The sequence below is a fragment of the Acinetobacter sp. V116_7 genome (assembly GCF_056735735.1).
The window spans coordinates 355018-374346 of record NZ_JBWZIF010000014.1 but is presented as its reverse complement, the minus strand read 5'-3'; the positions used below and the strand labels follow the sequence as shown (position 1 = coordinate 374346).

Genomic DNA, 19329 nt, shown 5'->3' with positions numbered 1-19329 from the left:
ACATGCCATCGCAAACCAATTTGGCTTTAACTTATGCCTTGTTAGTGTTCATTTGGGCAACCACTCCATTGGCTATTGTTTGGAGTGTGTCTGATTTACATCTGATGTGGGCACTATTATTACGCTTTTTTATTGCATTGCCTTTGGCTGTCATCATATTACTGATTTTAAGAACACCTTTTCCGACTCATCGACAAGCAGTTCATAGCTACATTGCCGGATCTTTTAGCTTAATTGGCTCCCAAATTTTTACTTATGCTGCAACCCAATATTTGAGTTCAGGCATGATTGCACTTATGTTTGGCTTAGCACCTATTATGGCAGGGCTTATTGGTCGGTTTGCATTTGGTCAACAACTTTATAAGCTGCAATGGCTGGGCATGGCAATTGCGGTCAGTGGGCTAGCGATTATTTGTCTGAGCGGTGCAAATCAGCATGTGCATCCGTTTGGTATTGTCCTTATGCTGATCAGTGTGTTCGTTTATTCTTTTTCAATTTTCTGGGTTAAAAAAGTTAATGCGCAGATCCAGCCGATGGCTCAGGCAACAGGTTCTATTTTAGTGTCTTCTATTTTTGCTAGTTGTTTTATTCCATTTATTTGGCAATATGCACCGACACATTTACCAGAAGCTAAATCTTTATTTGCCCTAATTTATACGGTACTCATGGCTTCATTAGTCGCCATGTTTTGTTATTTCAAACTTATACAAAATATTCAGCCAACGACTTTATCTTTAACGACAGTAATTACACCAATGTTAGCGATGATGATTGGAGCTGCTTTAAATCATGAACAACTTTCGATTATGGTTTTTGTAGGAGCTTTAATCATCTTGTCTGGACTCTTTTTATATTTCTATAAAGACATTCAGGCAAACCGGAACTTTGCTCAACATATGAAGTCTAAATAGGAGAAGATTGGGGTAATTTGTTGAGCTTATTCATTAAATTGTTCTAATTCGTAGCGAAATGCATGATCAAATTGATCTCCTAACTTAAGTAGTAGAAAATAGCGCAGCAATATAATATTAGGATTGTTAAGGGAAGATCAGAACTTACTGATTTTTAAACCTTAATACAGCATCTAACGATATGGCCAAATAGTAAATGTGAATGTAATTTGACATTGGCATCTGCTATTTCCCATCAATCACCTTGGATTTAGAAGGTATGTTTAAACCAATCTCACTGTATATAGGGTTGAGATATACTCGCGCAAGACGCAGTAATCATTTTATTTCTTTTATTGCATTGGTTTCGATGGTCGGTTTGACACTAGGTGTCGCAGTGCTGATTACGGTACTTTCTGTAATGAACGGTTTCGATCGCGAATTGAAAAACCGTGTTTTGGGAATGGTGCCGCAAGCGACAGTTTCATCTACACAAATCCTTACGGATTGGCCTGAACTGGTAAAGCGAGTTGAACATCATCCACATGTAACTGGGGTTGCACCTTTTACCCAATTGCAAGGTATGTTAACCGCGCAAGGGCAAGTCGCTGGTATTATGGTGACTGGTATTGACCCAAAATATGAAAAGAATGTTTCTATTATTCAAAATCATATTGTTGCCGGGAGTCTAGATTCACTTAAAAAGGGTGAGTTTGGTATTGTGCTTGGTAAAGATATGGCTGATTCATTAGGCTTACGCCTAAATGACAGTGTGACATTGGTTTTACCTGAAGCAACACCATCTCCAGCCGGTGTTGTACCTCGTTTCAAGCGTTTTAAAGTGGTGGGTATTTTTAGTGTAGGCGCTGAAGTCGACTCTATGGTGGGTTATATCGCTCTATATGATGCTTCAACCTTATTACGCTTACCAGATGGTGCTCAAGGTGTTCGTTTAAAACTAGATGATATTTTTGCCGCGCCACAAGTTGCAGATGACTTGGTAAAAAGTTTACCAAGCAATTTCTATGCAACGAACTGGACCTATACGCATGGCAATCTGTTTAATGCCATTCAAATGGAAAAAACACTAGTTGGTTTGTTACTTGTACTTATTATTGTGGTTGCAGCATTTAATATTGTTTCGTCGTTAGTCATGGTTGTGACTGATAAAAAATCAGATATTGCCATTTTACGTACATTAGGCGCGTCACCATCAATGATTACTAAAATCTTTATGGTGCAAGGCACCGTGATTGGTGTGATTGGTACGGTTGCTGGTACAGTTTTAGGTGTAATTTTAGCTTTAACCATTAGCGATATCATTTCATGGTTTAACAATGTGTTGGGCTTAAATCTATTTGATGCTTACTTCGTGCATTACCTTCCTTCTTATTTAAGATGGCAAGATGTGACGATTATCGTGATTGTTTCTTTACTTTTAAGCTTCTTGGCGACTATCTATCCGGCGCTTCGTGCTGCCAAAGTTCAACCTGCCGAGGCACTGCGCTATGAGTAAAATTGTTTTAGAAGCGAAAGAAATATATAAACATTTTGATGACGGTAAATCTAAAGTTGAAGTCATTAAAGGTCTTTCTTTACAAGTTGAAGCAGGGCAGTTTGTTTCAATTGTAGGTGCGAGTGGTTCAGGTAAAAGTACTTTGCTTCATGCGTTAGGTGGTCTAGAGCAACCAACACAAGGACAAGTATTTTTAAATGGTCAGCGTTTTGATAATTTAGGTGAAGCTGAGCGTGGTTTTCAACGTAACAAATACCTTGGTTTTGTTTATCAGTTCCATCACTTATTACCTGAGTTTTCTGCACTTGAAAATGTGGCAATGCCTTTAATGCTTCGAGCAGACAGCCAATACAAATCGGTAAAGGCACAAGCTGAATATTTACTAGATCGAGTGGGATTATCTCACCGTATGGATCATAAACCTGGTGAGCTTTCAGGTGGTGAGCGACAACGTGTTGCTTTGGCGCGTGCTTTAGTCACTAAACCTGCCGTAGTTTTAGCGGATGAGCCAACGGGTAATTTGGACCGTAAAACAGCTGTTGGTATTTTCGAATTACTGACTGATCTTAAGAAAGAGCTCAATATGGCTATGCTTATTGTGACTCATGATGAGCAATTAGCTCAGGCAGCAGATTCAATCTTGCATATGGAAGATGGTCTGTGGGTAAGCGGTTCTTAAAAAATTGTCATTAAATCACATTGTTAAAGCCCACTCAGTTGGGCTTTAATTTTGCCCCTAAAAAGATAACGATATGATTTTAAATGTTAAAGCTTATTTTATTGGGGTGGGTTGTAGGTATTGCATTTATGGGAATAGATATTCCTCTCATAACGCAATATGGTTGGATTGGTAAAGTTTTGCTCTTTATCTGCTTAATGTTTTATATTTTTAAGCGCCATCTTGTTGTAAATCGTCCCATATTAAAAGGAGTTTATTATTTAATCTGTGGTCTAAGCCTTTTTATTATAGGCCATCAGTATGCTCAGCATGCCTTAAATGAAAGACTACAAACACGGGAGATGCAACCTGAGTCTTTAGAGATTGTGGTTTATATAGACCGAATAAGTGAAGAAAAAGATAATAAGACACAGCAACTCGCTCAGGTTCTAGGGCGGTCATCCGATGTGGTGAATTGGTTGTTATATTTAAAAAATGAAAATGAGAGTGCATTAATAGAGGGACCAAAATTACAATTAGGTCATTACTATCGAATTTCGGGTAAAACCAGACCAGCTCATAGTTATGCAGTATCAGGTGCTTTTGATCAAGAACAATGGTTCATTCAACGAAACATAATGTCAGGTTTCAGTGTTCAGCATATTGAGCCTTTAAACTCTAATGAAATTTATCGGTTGGGTTATCAAAATCACTTAAAACAGCAACAAAATTTTTTGACTAGACAACAATTAAATATAGAAAAACTCCGTCTAAAATTTAGATTAATGCTAAAAAAATCTCCATTTCAGAATAAAGGATTGCTATTAGCGCTCCTAACTGGGGATGAAAGTCTTTTAAATGAAGACATTAAAAATCAATTTAAGCAGTTAGGAATCTCTCATTTCTTGGCCATTTCAGGACCTCATGTCCTCATTTTCGCAATCTTGTTATCTTGGGGATTACATCAATTAATACGACGTTATTATCCCCAGCTTTATTTGTGGCAACCCAAGCAAATTTTAGCAATGATTCCGTTATGTTTTGGGGTTTTGATTTATACAGCTTTTGTCGGCTTTGAAATTCCAGCCTTAAGAACGTTACTTTCAGTATTTTTATTTGCCTTTTTATTGTTGGTCAAACTGCCTATTAAGCCATTTACACTCTTGGTTTATAGCGCAAGTCTACTTTTACTTTTTGATCCATTTAGTGTTTTATCGGCAGGTTTTTGGCTCTCTTATGGTTCTTGCTTTATTTTATTACGCATTTATCAAACCATAGTACAGGTTCCAAATCTTGCCTCATTGAGTTTGCTATCTAGAATAATTCTTTTAGCTAAAACCCTAATTGAATCTCAGGGCAAAATATTTATTGCTCTGTGTCCTCTAATGTTGATTTTCTTTCAGCAGATTTCATGGGTAGCACCTCTTACAAATATTATTGCTGTTCCTCTGTTAGGAGGAGTTATTGTTCCTTTAAATATTTTCGCTGCTTGTGTGTGGCTTATTTTTAATTCACTTGGAAATGCACTCTTTCAGATTAATGATATTTTGCTCAGTATGGTGCTGACATGCTTTAGTCTTTTAGAGAAATTATCTCTACCGTTGCAAGGTTTTAATCTGACACCACTGGCTTTGATAGGCTTAAGCTGTGCCATTATTATTCTATTTTTACCGCGTGGTGTTTTACCAAAATCTTGGAGTCTTATATGTTGTTTACCCTTAGTCATTCCGAATAAAACCTCACAGCAAATTCAATTAAATGTTATAGACGTAGGCCAAGGACAAGCGATTTTTCTACAACATCCAGAGCAGACATGGTTAATTGATACGGGTGGTTCTTATGATGAGAAGGCTTTCAGTATTGGTCAAAATGTAGTAATTCCATATTTACGTCAGAAAGGTATTAAGCAACTAGATCATGTAGTGTTATCTCATCTTGATCAAGATCATAGTGGGGCATTTCCTTTTATCGCTCAGGCTTTTCCTATCAAACAAGTCATATCAAATCAGCTATGGGCAGAGAAGGTGAAAGAACCATTTACCTATTGTCATCAAGGGCAAAAATGGCAATATCCACAGTTAGATATTGAGATACTTTGGCCTAAAGAAAATGATTTAAATTTAGTTACTACTAACCAAAATGAATTTTCTTGTGTCGTTTATATTCATTTAAAACAGGTAAAGGGTTATCAGAATTATTTAATTATGGGGGATGCGGGATGGGAAGCGGAATATCAATTGATAAAAGAATATCCTGATTTAAAAATAGATGTTTTGGTATTAGGTCATCATGGTAGTAAGCATAGTTCAGCCTATGACTTCTTGGCGACGTTAAATCCCAAGCTTGTTATTGCATCTGCCGGCTTTAATAACCGATATGGTCATCCAAGCAAAGAGGTTTTAGCGAGAATACAAGAACTTAATATTCCATTTAAAAGCACAGTTGAGCAAGGAACATTAAGTTTTGTATCTGAGAATCATCAAATGATTTTATACACTCGACGTTTCGAGCGTACTTGGCTTCACAGAAATTTGTGAAGCTTCTGCTTTAAGCTTATCCACAATTTGAAGAGCTTCGGCTGGATCAATATTATAAATATTATCTAAAGCAGGGTTTGCTTTAAAACGTTTATAGCTCCAGTGGTAATGTTCTGGATAACGATGGATGAGTTGTTCAATAGCCTGATGAATGACATAAGTTCCATCATCGGCACTACCTTCGTAGATTTTCTCATCCATAGGTTCAACGTGCATCGTAAAACCGTCATTTTCGTTACGAATCGCGTAAAGGAATAAAGCTTTTGCTTTAGTTTTTTGAATAAGCTTGGTACTTAAATTACTTGAGGCAAGGGGAACACCAAAATAATTGATCATACTGCCGCCGACGTTAGGCGTATGGTCAGGTAAAATTACGGTAGTTTCACCTTGTTTTAAGGCTTTAAAAATTTGTCTTACACCAGTTTCGTCAGTAGGAACCAAGTGAGCTTGTTCACGACTACGTGCTTCTCGAACAAAACGGTCTGCATCTTCATTTTTTACGGGCTTGTATAAAATTGTCATTGAAGTGAACTGGGCACACCAAGCATTCAGGACTTCCCATGTACCAAAATGTGGAACAATCAAAACCACACCTTTTTTTGCTGCAAGTGCTTCGTGAAAGTAATGTTCACCTTCAATATGGTGAATACGTGAAATATTCTTACTATTTGATGAGCCCCAAATACTTAAAAATTCAAAGTATGAGGTGACTTCATTACGAATAGCTTGTTGCGTAATTTCTATTCGCTGCTGTGGCGTTAAATGTGGGAGGGCGATTTGTAGGTTTAGTTCTATACTTTTTGATGTTTTAGTAATTTTTAAAGTATTAATTAACCCTGCCAACATACGAGCAAGAAAACGTCCAAATTGAATTGGCTGGCGGCTAAAAGTTTTGAGTAGGTAGTAGTTCATGCTTTTTGTATCTAATTTGGTCATCTATCGCGGTAAAAAGGAAGCAATAATTAAAAAAAGATAAAATTATTATAAATGAAATCATATTATTTAGACAGTTTTTATCAAATCAACGTATATAATGACATCATTTTAGATTAATTTGGATTGGAATTTTATGTCCGATTGGCCACCAAAACCACAAAATGAACCTATAATCCCTAAACAAAATGGACCAGAATGGCAAATTCTTGAGAAGGCTGTACTTGCTTCAGTAGAGGAACAGCGCCGTAGTCGCCGTTGGGGAATCTTCTTTAAAACATTAACTTTTATTTATTTATTATTCATTATTGTACTCATGGGTAAAGGCTGTTCAACCAGCAAAGAAGGCTCTGCTGTAAGTAGCAGTAGTGCTCATTTGGCAGTAGTGGATATTATTGGAACTATTGATGCTTCGAGTAATCAATCAGTAAATAGTGAAGATACAAATAAAGCGCTTAAACGTGCTTTTGAAGCTTCAAATAGTAAAGCTATTGCACTTAATATTAACTCGCCTGGCGGTTCCCCAGTTCAGTCTGATGAAATCTGGCAGGAAATTCGTTATTTGAAAAAACAGCATCCAGATAAAAAGGTTTACGCTGTAATTGGTGATATGGGCGCATCAGGTGCGTATTATATTGCGTCTGCTGCGGATGAGATTATTGTCAATCCATCAAGTCTAGTCGGCTCAATTGGTGTAATTATGCCTAACTATGGGATTACTGGTTTAGCTCAGAAACTTGGCATTGAGGATCGTACTTTAACTGCAGGAACCAATAAAGACATTTTAAGTATGACAAAACCGATTGATCCTGTGCAAAAGCAACATATTCAATCTGTTCTTGATAATGTTCACACTCACTTTATCACTGCAGTTAAAGAAGGGCGTGGAAAGCGTTTGAAATCGAACGATCCAGCTATTTTTTCTGGTTTATTCTGGACTGGCGAACAAGCAATCCAATTGGGCGTTGCTGACCGTTCAGGTAACATTACGAGCTTGATGCGTGAACTAAACCTTGATAATAAAGTTGACTACACAATTGAGCGCAACCCATTACAATCCATTTTAGGTCGTATGGGGGCACAAATCGGGCAAGGGGTAAGTGAATCTATTGCTCAAGAAGTGCAGACTCGTCAAAGCGCAAAATTACAATAAAATCTGTTTTAGGATAGCGGTATGTCAATGAAACCAGTTATACACTTTGCTCATGCGAATGGCGTGCCATCAAAAGTGTATCAAAAACTGTTTGACCAGTTGAAAGAGGAATATGACATTATTTATGTTCCCCTGATTGGTCCTGATAAACGTTATCCTGTGACTAACCATTGGCCTGCTTTGGTTGATCAGGTAATTGACAGTATTGTGCGACAGGCGAAAGGACGTAAAGTGATTGGACTTGGCCATTCTCTTGGTTCTGTTTTAACGTTGATGGCATCTTTTCAGCGTCCTGAACTCTTTTCTCAAGTTATTATGTTAGATCCGCCTCTTATTTTAGGGCGATATTCATTTGCATTTCATATGGCAAAATTATTTCGTCCTAAATTGGTTGATGCGATGACTCCAGCAGGCTTATCTGCACGCCGTCGTGAACATTGGGAATCAAGAGAGCAGGCTGCTGAATTACTGCGTCCCAAAGGTTTCTATAAAGATTTTGATGAAGATTGTTTTCAAGCCTACATCGACTATGCTTTGAAAGAAGATTCGGTTCGCGGTGGAGTAACTTTAACGATTTCTCGTGAGGATGAAGTTGCAATTTTCCGTAAGAATCCTTCTTGGTGGTGGCTGCCTATGCCAAAACCTAAGATGCCTGTGCATTTAGTTGTAGGTAAAGGAAGTGATTTCTTAAAAAGGGGCTTTCCTCAAATGGCAAAGCGAAAAATGGGAATCCCATTTACTGTAGTTGAGGGTGGGCATATGTTTCCTCTAGAACATCCAATTGATACAGTGAATTCTATAAAGAAATTGATTCATCATCAGCCAAATTAATTTTTAGACTTATAAAAAAGGACATGCTGGCATGTCCTTTTTTATTTTTGCTTTTGAGTAAAAAGTTTTACCAATTTGCAAAACGAATAGGGTGTTCAAGAACTTGATCACGGAAATAAGCTTGGCCATTTTTCCATGTAAGTTGACCGTTACATAACCACTCTGCTACTTGTGGGTAGATAAAGTGCTCAAGTGCATGCACTCGATTTGCTAATGAAGCGGCAGTATCATGTTCTTTAACTGAAATAGCGGATTGGGCAATTGATTGACCAGAATCCAGTTCAGCCGTTACAAAGTGTACGGTACAACCATGTAAACGATCACCTGTGTTTAAAACACGTTGATGAGTGTTCACACCTTTATAAGCTGGAAGAAGTGAGGGATGTATGTTCAGCATTTTCCCTTGCCATTTGTTGACAAAGGTGGGAGTTAAAATGCGCATGAAACCGGCTAAAATAACCACATCTACTTGCCAAGCTAAGAGCTGTTGATGCATTGCCTCATCAAACACTTCACGCGTTGGAAAGTCTTTATGAGAAATAACGGCCGTAGCAATATTGGCTTTTTGAGCACGCTCTAGGGCATAAGCATCTGCTTTATTAGACAGTACACCTACAATTTGCCCTGATAGATTTGCATCTATCAAGGCTTGTAAATTACTGCCGTTCCCAGAGACTAGAACAGCAATTTTTATCATGCAAAGATCACACGAATTTTTTCGTCTGCGCCTTCCACTGATTCAGCATTTTCTTGGATGTGTCCAATTTTCCAAGCTTTTTCACCTTGAGCATTAAGCACTTCAATTGCTTTTTCTGCATCATTTGCATCGACAGCAATGACCATACCTACGCCACAGTTAAACGTACGGTACATTTCAAAGCGCTCTACATTGCCTTCGCGTTGTAGAAGTTGGAATAACTCAGACCATTCCCAAGAAGCTTCATCAATGACCGCTTGAGCACCATTTGGTAATACACGTGGTAAGTTACCCGGTAAACCACCGCCAGTGATGTGTGCCATAGCATGTACATCAACTTGTTTGCAAAGTTCAAGAACTGGTTTTACATAGATACGTGTTGGTTCCATTGCAACATCTGCAAGAGGACGACCATCAATCACTTGAGTTAAATCAACGTTTTTAACGTCTAAAATTTTACGTAGTAATGAGTAACCATTCGAGTGAGCACCACTTGATGCAACACCGATAAGTACGTCACCAGACTTTACTTTAGAGCCATCAATAATTTTGCTTTGCTCAACAACACCAACAGCAAAACCAGCAAGATCGTAATCTTCGCCTTCATACATGCCTGGCATTTCTGCGGTTTCACCACCTACAAGTGCGCAACCTGCAAGCTCACAACCTTTACCAATACCAGTAACAACATTTGCAGCAACGTCAACATTTAAGTGACCAGTCGCGTAATAATCAAGGAAGAATAATGGTTCTGCACCACAAACTAAAAGGTCATTTACACACATAGCCACAAGATCTTGGCCGATTGTGTCATGACGATTAAGATTAAGTGCCAAACGTAATTTAGTTCCTACACCATCGGTTCCAGAAACTAAAACAGGCTCTTCATAACCTTTAGGAATTTTGCATAGTGCACCAAAGCCACCAAGACCGCCCATTACTTCAGGACGACTTGTACGTTTAGCGACTGACTTGATACGATCGACCAGTGCGTCGCCCGCTTCAATGTCGACACCCGCATCTTTGTAGCTTAAACCGGTATTTGGGGTAGAAGTTGAGTTGCTCATAAATGAAGTCTCCGCATTGGCGGCAGATTATAACCTGAATATACGAAACTCTTATGTTATTTATGCTCGAAAATGCTATCTTTAATAAAAATATTTTTTCATTTATAACGATTAAATCAAAAAAGGCTAGATTTTATGCAAGATCGTATACTGCGCCGTATTCTTTTACTCGCAGGTATTGTATTGCTGGTATGGGTATTGTACTTACTCAAGCCTGTAGTCATTCCTTTTATCGGTGCTTTTTTCCTGGCTTATTTATTCAGTCCACTCGTTGATGTTCTGGTAAAAATCAAATTGCCTCGCTGGTTAGCAATTAGCGTGGTGTTCATAGGAATTGGTGTAACACTAACCATTGCATTATGGTATTTGGTTCCTCTGATCTGGAAACAATTGGTTTACGCCCGAGATAGCATTCCAGCAGGAATTCACTGGATTAATGCAGAACTATTGCCATGGGTTTCTTCGACATTTAATGTTCAGCAAATGGAAATTGATACTGATCAAATGTCCAAAGCTGTCATGGATTATGTTCAGACAAATTACAGTGCCGATAGTATTCAAGCTGTCTTATTAAAGCTTGCACAATCAGGCCTCAATTTTATTCAAATTGGTGGAACAGTTGTTCTAATTCCAATTATTGCTTTTTATTTTTTATTAGACTGGGACCGTATGCTACAAAACTTACGCCGTCTCATTCCACGCCCATATGAAGCAACTACTTTACAGATCGTTGGTGAATGCCATAGCGTTTTAGGAGCGTTTGTTAAAGGTCAGTTTCTCGTCATGCTATTGCTAGGCGTAGTATATGCAGTTGGTTTGCAGCTCATTGGTTTGGAAGTTGGTCTTATTATTGGTATGGTAGCTGGTCTTGCCAGTATTATTCCTTATTTAGGATTTGCCGTAGGTATTATTGCAGCTGTTATTGCCAGCTTGTTCCAGTTCGGTTTGGATTGGATGCATTTATTACTGGTTGGCGTAGTATTTATGATTGGCCAAGCGGTAGAGGGTTATATTCTTCAGCCATTCCTACTGGGTGATAAAATTGGTTTATCTCCTGTGGCAGTTGTTTTTGCCGTATTGGCAGGTGCACAGCTTGCAGGTTTCTTAGGAATGTTAATTGCATTGCCTGTTGCTGCTGTTATTGTAGTGTTGTTGAAGCATTTAAGAGAGAATTATGAAAGAAGCTCACTTTATGCTCCACCTTCTACATTAGTGATCCAACATGGCGATATTGAGCAAATTCATGTAGAAACCGAAAGCACTAAGCTTGATCTTGAAGTTAAAACACAGCAAGATACAGATGAACTGAAATCCCCTAACCAGAAATAATTTCAAGGTTAATTCAATATATGCGTCAACTCCAACTGGATATAGAACCTCAACTTGATGCCCGAATCAGTGATTTTTCGGGACCAAGTTGGGGGAATGTAGTCGATGCTGTGCGTCAATTACATGCAGGTCTGGTGAGTAGGTTTTATATCTACGGTGGAGCAGGGACAGGAAAGAGTCACTTACTTTCCGCAATTTGTGACTCTTATTTAGAAATAGGCAAATCTGCAATTAAAGTTTCTTTGCTTGAACTCCTTGATGCTCCTATCGAAGCAATTACTTCTTTAGAGCATTATGATCTTGTCGCTTTGGATGATATTGAATCAATTAGTGGTGTGCCTCATTGGCAAAAAGCTGTCTTCCATTTAATGAATAATCACGAAGGACAGCTAGTATTCTCTTCACGTGTAGCGCCTATCGAATTAAAGCTAGAATTGCCAGACTTACAGTCACGACTTACGCAAGCCGTTAGCGTTAAAGTGCCGAGTGGAAGCTTATATGCGGACCGCTACTCTTTAGTTACGTCTGTAATGTCTAGACGTGGTATCCATTTTGATCAGCAAATTGTTGACTACTTATTATTACATGGCCCTCATCAAGCCTCTCTTTTACTACAGACAGTTGCTCAGTTAGAAAAACTTCTCAAAGGTGAAAAAACAAAACTTTCGAATGCAACTTTAAGACAAATTTATGCTTTGATTGATGAATATCAACCATAGATATCCTTTAATCTTGTCTATTGCCTCACTTGTGCACATAAAAAATTATTAAAATAGAGTCTTGGACAAAAAATTCTAATTTCAGAGCACTTGCCTCTATATCTTTTTAAAGCTTCTTCTAACTTTAAAAAGTCACATTTTTGTATTTAAAAAAGTTTTTTTAAATGTATGAAGCTTTTTGTAAGCTGGTTCAAAAATGACTCTACAGACCGACCAAAATGTCTTGAGAAATTCTACTTGCTGTGACAAAGTACGCACAAAGGATGCGATTGCAAAAGCGGAAATTTTGCAATATTGACAAAGAAAAATGAAAAAAGATGTAAGGAGATGGGTATGCTCAAACGGAGCATTGCTTTTGCTTTATTGGCTGCTGCTGGACACGCTTATTCTGCCGATATTCAAGTCACAACTACAACTGATGAAGACGTGGATAATACAGTCTGTTCATTACGTGAAGCTGTAGAGCTGATAAATAAGCGTAATTCAAGTGATTCTACTGTTGTTGCTTCTGTAAAAGATGGTTATCACGGCTGTGTGAGTAGTGACTCAAACAATATTATTTTGCAGCGAGACAAAGAGTACACACTTAATGAAAAAATAAAGATTACAGCCCCTTTAACAATCAGTACTGTTAAAAATGATTCTACGTTAGTTGATACCGATCAACCAGGTTCACATAATGCTACAATAAAAATGGTTGGTACTGATCAGTTATTTATAATTGATGATGAAAGTGTTGAGAAGGCATCACTCTCTGTTTCTCTAACTGATCTTAATTTACAAGGTGCAGGTTTAAAATCTAAAGCCTTTACTGGTGGATTAATCGATAATCATGAAATGTTGAAGATCCAAAATTCACGTTTAATCGATGGATACGCAACTCAAGGGGGAGCAATTTATAATCGAGGGCTGGTCGCGAAAAGTGGTCAGACTTATGGTTTCGTCACTATTACCAATACTCTTATTCAAAATAATAAAGCAACAGAAGGTGGAGTAATTTATAGTGAACAGCCTTTGTATTTGGTCACTCAGTCTGTGATCCGAGATAATGAGGTTAGTTCTGCAACTGGATCACTTTTTTTTAATGCAAATAAATTTGATGATGCAAGCACAGCTGGATACTTAAGTCAGCGCGATACTGGATTGAGTAACAGTACTTTTTTCCACAATAAAGTAGGTTTTATTGCAAATATTCGGGATGGAATGTTTGTTAATAACATTACGATGATTAAAAATGATAAAGGATTATTTCTAGATGCTCCACAAGGTAATGCTTCTATCTCAAATAGTGTTTTAGTTGGAAATACAATCAATTGTCAGGCTAGTACTACTGATAAAGCAATTATACAAAGTAATTTAGTGACAACAGAATGTAATAGGAATGCGACATCTAAGCTCCCTAATATTCTTTATCCCGCTAATGAAAAATTAATAGCAGGTAGCACAGATGAAGGTGTCTGTGATGTAACAGCAAAAGAAGGCTTATTTTGTCCTTTTAATACTCCTAAAGATAGCTTCTTAGGTTTTTTTAAACCTCGACTTTTAGAAAGTTATAATACTTTAGCTGACTCCTTAATTATTAATAAAGGTCGTTTATATAGTGATGGCACTTCAGTAGGATTAGCAAGCTGTGAAACCGTTGATCAGCGTGGGAAAAAACGTAGCGGTTATGATGAGCTGTGTGATCTTGGTGCAATCGAATATATTTTAGATACAGAAATATCATCAGTAGGTCAAGATATTAGATATGGCCAAGTTGCTAAATTTAATATTCTGGGTTCTTTAAGTGAAGCAGATTTGGTTACTCCAGCTACATGCAAACGTTTATTTGGTGAGCGTGCTGATGGCAAAGAATGGCAACCCGGATGTCTTCGAATTAAACAAAGTTTGGATACTCCAATCTCTAAAGGCACTATAACTCTAGATCAAAATGGGAATGTAATTTATACACCAAACGGGAACTGGCATGGTGCAGATATTTTTAGCATTCAGGTTGTTACGAGTGTGTCTCGATTTAATGAAGGCGTAGAGTTTCAATATATCACTATCCCGACAAGAATTGTTCAGGACCCTGTATCTGGAATTGAAGACAAATCTGTGAGTGCTGGTGGTGGGGGCAGTGTTGGTGGCGGCTTTATTTTAAGTTTATTGGGTTTAATTGCTTTGCGCCGTTTCAAGTCATAATCAGGGATGAGGACTATGAAAAATTATAAAAAAGCATTATTAGCATTAGCAGTGCTTGCAAATATGCCGCTTTTTGCTGATACCACAAATCAAAGAATTGAGGTTACAACTTTTGCTGATGAAGATGGTGAAAATGCGAATGCATGTTCATTAAGAGAGGCTATTAAAGTTGCTGAAACTCGTAAATCGGCTTATGGATGTACTGTTTTTAATCTTAATACCGATCAGGTAATTCAGCTAAAAGCTGGAACTTATACTTTAAATAAGGAATTAGTCCCAAATGCTAATATTTCTATTTATGGTTTCGGAGAGCGTGAGCAAGATAAAATTTGGTCAGAAAAGAATGTACTAACAAATGATTATCCTGCTTTACCTCTTCTTCAAACTCGTATTAATGCGGCAGGTAAGTCACGTATATTTAATACAGCAGAAAATCAAAAAGCATTATTTCTGCAAAATATTATTTTAGAAAATGGTACGGCTTCAAATCAAGGCGGGGCTATTTATGCGGGTGGTAATGTTACCTTATTAAATACTCAAATTTTGAATTCACAAGCGCAGAAAGGTGGAGCTGTCTTTCTTGGTGGTAGCGGGGTAAATTTATCGGTAACTCACTCCTTATTGCAAGGCAATCAGGCAACGACTGGTAGTGTGTTAGCAATGAGTTGTCTTAATGGTACTGAATATGCCAAACGAGAAGTTACTTTTACATCATCAAGTATTATCAAGAATGGTTCAAATAATTCTGCTAGTACATTTGAATTTTGTGGAGAACCCAAAGCCACCTTTACAATTAATACAATTGCTCAAAATATGGCAAGTACTGTAAATGGAGTAATTTTAAAATTTACAGGAGATGCAATTCCTGGTAGTACAACGAATTCATCAACCATTTTAAGTGGTGGAAGTAGTTTAAAACTACAAAATAATACGATTGTCGAAAACAGTGCCCATACTACTTTTCTCTATGATAGTTTAGGTGGAAAAGAATTAAATTTTAATATAATTGGATATAATCCAAGTGGTTATGCATGTCGATATTTGGCAGGCTCAGCAGCTGATTTGAAAAACTCTGGTCTTAGATTATCTTTTAATGCACTAAATTTAAGTAATAGCACAGACAAATGTGATTTACCAACAGAAGTACTTTCTTCAGCTAATAAGACAATTGATATTTCAGGTGTTCCATTTAATTCTTTACTTGAACGCCATGATGCTACAGCAGTAACAGGCTTCTTACCGCTTTATTTTCCACTAAAATTACCAGAAGGAAAAGAAGATCTGATTGATGTAGATTCTGATGGTAAAGCTGTATGTGCTGATATAGATCAACGTGGTTTGGCTCGACTGCCAACTAATAAATTATATTATCAGCCAGTAAATATTGCTCGTAATAGCTGTGATATAGGTTCAGTAGAGTTAATGAAGTTAACTGCTGGTGATTTAAGAGGTTTAGGTAATACATCTCTTACGACTTTACTTGAAGGATATCAAACACAATATGATACTGTAGAAAAAAATCTCACTAATCCACTTTATTCATATTTATGGGATGTCTTAAAAATAGATTTGGCAGATTATAAAAATCTCCTTGATCAAACTAAGGCAAATGCAAAATATCGAGCGATCTATATTGATTTGAAGGCAAATGGTTTGCCTTTGCCAAATGAAGATAGTAGCCATCTTCTAAAATTTTTTAACAGTACGGACTATAACATTAATCTTGAATCTGTTGGAACAGGATTGATAGACGACAAAGTTTCAAGCACGAAAAAAGATGATAAACTTTTTTGTGAGTGGAATAGTGCTTTACAGCAAATTATATTTTATCGATCGGATGATATTACTACACAAGCTGGTGATTATAATTATTGTAAATATACGGTTAGTAGTAAAGATGGGTCTATTCAATCATCTGGACTGTTAGAAGCCCGATTTGATAATGTTGCACCAGTAGCAAGTGATAGTAAGGTGGTATTTCAATATTTAGCAAATGAAATTATTCCATTAAACTTACTTAAATATGCAAATGATGATGGGGATGGCCCAGCTAATACACTTATTACAAAGCCAAATAAACCTCAGTTTGCAGATTTGCCTATCTATTTACCAAGTAAAAGCTCAAAAGATGGAATTTTTACGGTCGTGAAGGCAGATAGAGAAGGCCCTTGCCCAGGCGATGATAAGGATAATACTTGTTATGGTGGTAATATTTATATTCAGGCTAAGAATAGTTTTAATAATTTCAATGATACGTTAACTTATTACGTATATGATGCTGATAATAAAATTTCAAATGCCGGTACTCTGAGTTTAGTTAGCAGTAATACTGCTGCTGGTGGAGGGAGTAGTGGTGGCGGTGGTAGCTTGGGAATTTTGTCTTTAGCATCTTTACTTGGTTTAGTGGTCTATAGACGCTACCGTAAATAAACGATATAAAATAAAACAGCCTCCAATTGGAGGCTGTTTTATAGAAAATTATTTAAGACATTAAATTCACTGCGTACGAATTTTACAGAGTTATATTTAATGTTCTAAATACTTGTTCATATACTCTTCACGAATAGCTGTTCTTTCTTCGCCATGCGCTTTAAGCATACGCTGGCGTAAATCATTACGCTCTTGTGTACTCATTTTTTGCCATGCTTCACGCATTTTTTCTTTTTCAGCATCGGGGAGTTGAGTAAACCAGTCCATACGTTGCTGTAGATTCGTACTTTGATTCGCTGGTAACTCTTTTAAGCTCTGGTAGCGTTTAATAACTGCACGTTGTTCTTCTTCAGAAAGAGCATTCCATGTGTCATCAACTTGTGTATTGGCATCCTTAGAAAAAATCCAAAATCGTTCAAAACCTGCAAAACTCGTTTGCAGGAAACTTAATGAACAAAGGATAAGTGCTAATTTTTTAGCTGCCATGTTGTACTTTATCCTCACCCAAGACCATTAGCATTTCTAAATCCTCCACCATTTGTGGAGATAATTTAGGATTTACAATCACTTGATTTTGTGGCTTATCAACAATATCTGCTGAATTAGGTAAAATTACAAAACCTGTGATCGCAGCTGCAAGTGCAAAACCAGACATTTTCCAGACACTATAAAAAGAGGCTGGTTTTTGTTGAATATGGTCAAGCACATGATTCATGACCACTGTTTTATTTTTATGGTGATGTGCCAAACTATCAAGTTTAGACGTCACCTTTTTAGTGAAATCATCATGATTCATCAGAACCTCCCAAGGGATTTAAATGGGCTAAGTACTCTCTAAGTCCCTGAATTGCTCGGTGATAATGGGTTTTTACACTACCTTCAGTACAGTTCATGATCTGAGCTGTTGTGTGTGTGTCAAAACCTTCCCACGCACGTAACATAAATGCCTGTTGTTGACGAACAGGTAGCTTTGAAATTGCTTCTCGAATTTCTTCGATAGTCACTGCTTGATCAAGAAAATCCGCAGGATTAATGGCTTTTTCATCAACTACATCAATAACTTCATCGTCGTCATTATCCAGACTAACTTTTTTGAAAAATGAAAATGGGTTTGCTCTACGAGATTCTTTGCGGCGCCAGTCCTGAAGTTTGTTGTTTAAAATAGTATAAAACAGGGGATACCATTCTTCAGTACTTTTATCGGCATAAGATTTGTGTAAAGCAATAAATGCTTCTTGAACCAAATCCATCGCAATACCTTGTTGACCTTGGGTAGCACTCTCCATCATCACCAAAGCGCGACCAGTAACATCTTGCATGAAAACTTTCAGGCGTTGTTCAGCCGTGCTTGCATGAGCACTAGATGTTTCCGATCGAGACTTTTTCGGTGCTAAATCCATGGAGATGGAAAATCCTGTCATTGGACATACCCACCTTAATCTTCAATATATCTCTTATATAACGTTGAAAAGAGGTGGGAGGTTGACAACAATCGGTTATTTTTTACTAGTGTAATTGATTTTTTTCACAAATATGTGAGATGTAAAATAAATTAACGTTTTATTGGCGTTGACGAACCATCTCAAAAAAACAAATTGATCCTGCAATTGCTACATTTAATGACTCTTGTCCACCAGGCTGAGGAATAGTTACAGATTCTGCATGATCTAAGGCGTAATCACTTGCACCTTGGCCTTCATTTCCTAAAATCCAGACACATGGTTTTGAAAGATCTTTTGAATAAAGACTGGTTGAGCGATGAGAGCTTGTAACAAAAACTGGAATTTGAAATTTTGGAAGAATATCTGTGAGTTGAAAGTTTTCAAAACAATGTAAGCTAAAATGAGCTCCCATGCCTGCTCTTAAAACTCGTGGTGACCAAAGTGATGCAGATCCTTGAGTGCAAATAATTTGTTTAATATTTGCCGCTGCTGCTGAACGTAACAATGTGCCTACGTTACCTGGATCTTGTATATTTTCCAGAATTAAAGTATCTACTTTATAGTCAATTGTTGATGCAGTTTTAGGTAAATCAATAATAGCTAAGCAAGGTAAGCTTGTACCTAATGTACTCAAATCTCTATATAAAACTTCACTAATAACAAAGATATGACCTTGATGCAGTTCAATTATTTTTTTTAAATCAGTATGTTCTAATGCTTGTTCGGTCGTAAATAAAGAAAAAATCTTCTTTTGCTGTTGTAGCCACGTCAAGCAGAGATGGGTACCTTCAAGGACTGTTTGTTGGTGCTTTTTTCGGGCGCTATTAAGTTCGATTAATCCACGCAAATGTTTAATTTTTGCATTGTCTTTTGATTCTAAAAAAATAACCGCCATGAGAAAATATCCAACAAAAGGGCATCATGATACTATGATGCCCTAAAT

The 19329-nt window shown here is 37.3% G+C and carries 17 protein-coding genes and 1 pseudogene; 10 read left to right on the top strand and 8 right to left on the bottom strand.

The features are described 5' to 3' along the window. Positions 1-2: 2 nt before the first annotated feature. Positions 3-911: a DMT family transporter gene (locus tag AC1PJP_RS06365; protein ID WP_005307596.1), complete on the top strand. Its 909-nt coding sequence runs from the start codon at positions 3-5 to the stop codon at positions 909-911. 29 nt (positions 912-940) lie between these two features. Here the strand turns inward: AC1PJP_RS06365 and AC1PJP_RS06360 are convergent. After that, positions 941-1021: pseudogene (locus AC1PJP_RS06360) on the bottom strand (PilZ domain-containing protein); the annotation flags it as partial. A 149-nt stretch (positions 1022-1170) separates the two neighbouring features. Here AC1PJP_RS06360 and AC1PJP_RS06355 point away from each other — a divergent pair. From AC1PJP_RS06355 to AC1PJP_RS06345, 3 genes are all read left to right on the top strand, one after another. Then, positions 1171-2406 carry a lipoprotein-releasing ABC transporter permease subunit gene (locus AC1PJP_RS06355; protein ID WP_004790618.1) on the top strand — a complete coding sequence of 412 codons (1236 nt, stop codon included), beginning with the start codon at positions 1171-1173 and terminating at the stop codon, positions 2404-2406. Next, positions 2399-3085 carry a lipoprotein-releasing ABC transporter ATP-binding protein LolD gene (gene lolD / locus AC1PJP_RS06350; protein ID WP_005307591.1) on the top strand — a complete coding sequence of 229 codons (687 nt, stop codon included), beginning with the start codon at positions 2399-2401 and terminating at the stop codon, positions 3083-3085. Before AC1PJP_RS06355 ends, lolD begins: the two co-directional genes overlap by 8 nt. Before the next feature lie 83 nt (positions 3086-3168). Then, complete coding sequence (locus AC1PJP_RS06345; RefSeq protein ID WP_479766684.1) at positions 3169-5601, top strand: DNA internalization-related competence protein ComEC/Rec2; 2433 nt, start codon at positions 3169-3171, stop codon at positions 5599-5601. On the opposite strand, the gene AC1PJP_RS06340 is transcribed toward AC1PJP_RS06345, so the two are convergent. Then, complete coding sequence (locus AC1PJP_RS06340; RefSeq protein ID WP_416662045.1) at positions 5554-6537, bottom strand: lysophospholipid acyltransferase family protein; 984 nt, start codon at positions 6535-6537, stop codon at positions 5554-5556. The genes AC1PJP_RS06345 and AC1PJP_RS06340 overlap by 48 nt on opposite strands. 133 nt (positions 6538-6670) lie before the next feature. Between AC1PJP_RS06340 and sppA the strand changes: the two genes are divergently transcribed. Both sppA and AC1PJP_RS06330 read left to right on the top strand, forming a co-directional pair. After that, entirely contained in the window at positions 6671-7687 is a 1017-nt protein-coding gene (gene sppA, locus AC1PJP_RS06335; protein WP_004790623.1) for a signal peptide peptidase SppA, read from the top strand. A gap of 21 nt (positions 7688-7708) precedes the next feature. Further along, a complete protein-coding gene (locus tag AC1PJP_RS06330) occupies positions 7709-8518 on the top strand; it encodes an alpha/beta fold hydrolase (protein ID WP_479766683.1) in 810 nt (269 codons plus the stop codon). A gap of 67 nt (positions 8519-8585) precedes the next feature. On the opposite strand, the gene purN is transcribed toward AC1PJP_RS06330, so the two are convergent. Further along, positions 8586-9215: a phosphoribosylglycinamide formyltransferase gene (purN, locus tag AC1PJP_RS06325; RefSeq protein ID WP_004790628.1), complete on the bottom strand. Its 630-nt coding sequence runs from the start codon at positions 9213-9215 to the stop codon at positions 8586-8588. Beyond that, the gene (gene purM / locus AC1PJP_RS06320; RefSeq protein ID WP_005307576.1) at positions 9212-10282 is read right to left on the bottom strand and encodes a phosphoribosylformylglycinamidine cyclo-ligase; all 1071 of its coding nucleotides are present in this window, start codon (positions 10280-10282) and stop codon (positions 9212-9214) included. The genes purN and purM overlap by 4 nt, the downstream gene beginning before the upstream one ends. Positions 10283-10417: 135 nt before the next feature. On the opposite strand from purM, the gene cxpE reads away from it, so the two are divergent. From cxpE to AC1PJP_RS06300, 4 genes are all read left to right on the top strand, one after another. After that, complete coding sequence (gene cxpE, locus AC1PJP_RS06315; protein ID WP_004790632.1) at positions 10418-11611, top strand: chloramphenicol efflux transporter CxpE; 1194 nt, start codon at positions 10418-10420, stop codon at positions 11609-11611. Between the two features lie 20 nt (positions 11612-11631). Further along, positions 11632-12330: a DnaA regulatory inactivator Hda gene (gene hda / locus AC1PJP_RS06310; protein WP_004790634.1), complete on the top strand. Its 699-nt coding sequence runs from the start codon at positions 11632-11634 to the stop codon at positions 12328-12330. Positions 12331-12663: 333 nt separating this feature from the next. Beyond that, on the top strand, positions 12664-14514 hold the full coding sequence (gene rbtA, locus AC1PJP_RS06305; protein ID WP_479766682.1) for a rhombotarget A: 1851 nt from the start codon (positions 12664-12666) through the stop codon (positions 14512-14514). A 15-nt stretch (positions 14515-14529) separates the two neighbouring features. Continuing rightward, a complete protein-coding gene (locus AC1PJP_RS06300) occupies positions 14530-16944 on the top strand; it encodes a CSLREA domain-containing protein (RefSeq protein ID WP_479766681.1) in 2415 nt (804 codons plus the stop codon). Between the two features lie 96 nt (positions 16945-17040). Here the strand turns inward: AC1PJP_RS06300 and AC1PJP_RS06295 are convergent, their stop codons facing one another. The 4 genes from AC1PJP_RS06295 to AC1PJP_RS06280 all read right to left on the bottom strand — a co-directional run bounded on the left by AC1PJP_RS06295 (position 17041) and on the right by AC1PJP_RS06280 (position 19281). Beyond that, positions 17041-17430, bottom strand: coding sequence for a DUF3106 domain-containing protein (locus tag AC1PJP_RS06295; protein ID WP_479766680.1), 390 nt, complete (start codon positions 17428-17430; stop codon positions 17041-17043). Further along, complete coding sequence (locus AC1PJP_RS06290; RefSeq protein ID WP_004643705.1) at positions 17420-17740, bottom strand: hypothetical protein; 321 nt, start codon at positions 17738-17740, stop codon at positions 17420-17422. Before AC1PJP_RS06290 ends, AC1PJP_RS06295 begins: the two co-directional genes overlap by 11 nt. Continuing rightward, a complete protein-coding gene (locus tag AC1PJP_RS06285) occupies positions 17730-18344 on the bottom strand; it encodes an RNA polymerase sigma factor (RefSeq protein WP_004790645.1) in 615 nt (204 codons plus the stop codon). The genes AC1PJP_RS06290 and AC1PJP_RS06285 overlap by 11 nt, the downstream gene beginning before the upstream one ends. Before the next feature lie 160 nt (positions 18345-18504). Beyond that, positions 18505-19281: a TrmH family RNA methyltransferase gene (locus AC1PJP_RS06280; RefSeq protein WP_005307562.1), complete on the bottom strand. Its 777-nt coding sequence runs from the start codon at positions 19279-19281 to the stop codon at positions 18505-18507. Between the last annotated feature and the right edge of the window lie 48 nt (positions 19282-19329).

What these genes read in the sequence shown, in the direction of transcription:
- AC1PJP_RS06340 (WP_416662045.1), bottom strand. Translation starts at nt 6,537, where the DNA reads ATGACCAAATTAGATACAAAAAGCATGAACTACTACCTACTCAAAACT.
- AC1PJP_RS06330 (WP_479766683.1), top strand. Translation starts at nt 7,709, where the DNA reads ATGTCAATGAAACCAGTTATACACTTTGCTCATGCGAATGGCGTGCCA.
- AC1PJP_RS06365 (WP_005307596.1), top strand. Translation starts at nt 3, where the DNA reads ATGCCATCGCAAACCAATTTGGCTTTAACTTATGCCTTGTTAGTGTTC.
- purM (WP_005307576.1), bottom strand. Translation starts at nt 10,282, where the DNA reads ATGAGCAACTCAACTTCTACCCCAAATACCGGTTTAAGCTACAAAGAT.
- sppA (WP_004790623.1), top strand. Translation starts at nt 6,671, where the DNA reads ATGTCCGATTGGCCACCAAAACCACAAAATGAACCTATAATCCCTAAA.
- rbtA (WP_479766682.1), top strand. Translation starts at nt 12,664, where the DNA reads ATGCTCAAACGGAGCATTGCTTTTGCTTTATTGGCTGCTGCTGGACAC.
- AC1PJP_RS06345 (WP_479766684.1), top strand. Translation starts at nt 3,169, where the DNA reads ATGTTAAAGCTTATTTTATTGGGGTGGGTTGTAGGTATTGCATTTATG.
- lolD (WP_005307591.1), top strand. Translation starts at nt 2,399, where the DNA reads ATGAGTAAAATTGTTTTAGAAGCGAAAGAAATATATAAACATTTTGAT.
- AC1PJP_RS06355 (WP_004790618.1), top strand. Translation starts at nt 1,171, where the DNA reads ATGTTTAAACCAATCTCACTGTATATAGGGTTGAGATATACTCGCGCA.
- hda (WP_004790634.1), top strand. Translation starts at nt 11,632, where the DNA reads ATGCGTCAACTCCAACTGGATATAGAACCTCAACTTGATGCCCGAATC.
- purN (WP_004790628.1), bottom strand. Translation starts at nt 9,215, where the DNA reads ATGATAAAAATTGCTGTTCTAGTCTCTGGGAACGGCAGTAATTTACAA.
- AC1PJP_RS06295 (WP_479766680.1), bottom strand. Translation starts at nt 17,430, where the DNA reads ATGGCAGCTAAAAAATTAGCACTTATCCTTTGTTCATTAAGTTTCCTG.
- cxpE (WP_004790632.1), top strand. Translation starts at nt 10,418, where the DNA reads ATGCAAGATCGTATACTGCGCCGTATTCTTTTACTCGCAGGTATTGTA.
- AC1PJP_RS06290 (WP_004643705.1), bottom strand. Translation starts at nt 17,740, where the DNA reads ATGAATCATGATGATTTCACTAAAAAGGTGACGTCTAAACTTGATAGT.
- AC1PJP_RS06285 (WP_004790645.1), bottom strand. Translation starts at nt 18,344, where the DNA reads ATGGATTTAGCACCGAAAAAGTCTCGATCGGAAACATCTAGTGCTCAT.
- AC1PJP_RS06280 (WP_005307562.1), bottom strand. Translation starts at nt 19,281, where the DNA reads ATGGCGGTTATTTTTTTAGAATCAAAAGACAATGCAAAAATTAAACAT.
- AC1PJP_RS06300 (WP_479766681.1), top strand. Translation starts at nt 14,530, where the DNA reads ATGAAAAATTATAAAAAAGCATTATTAGCATTAGCAGTGCTTGCAAAT.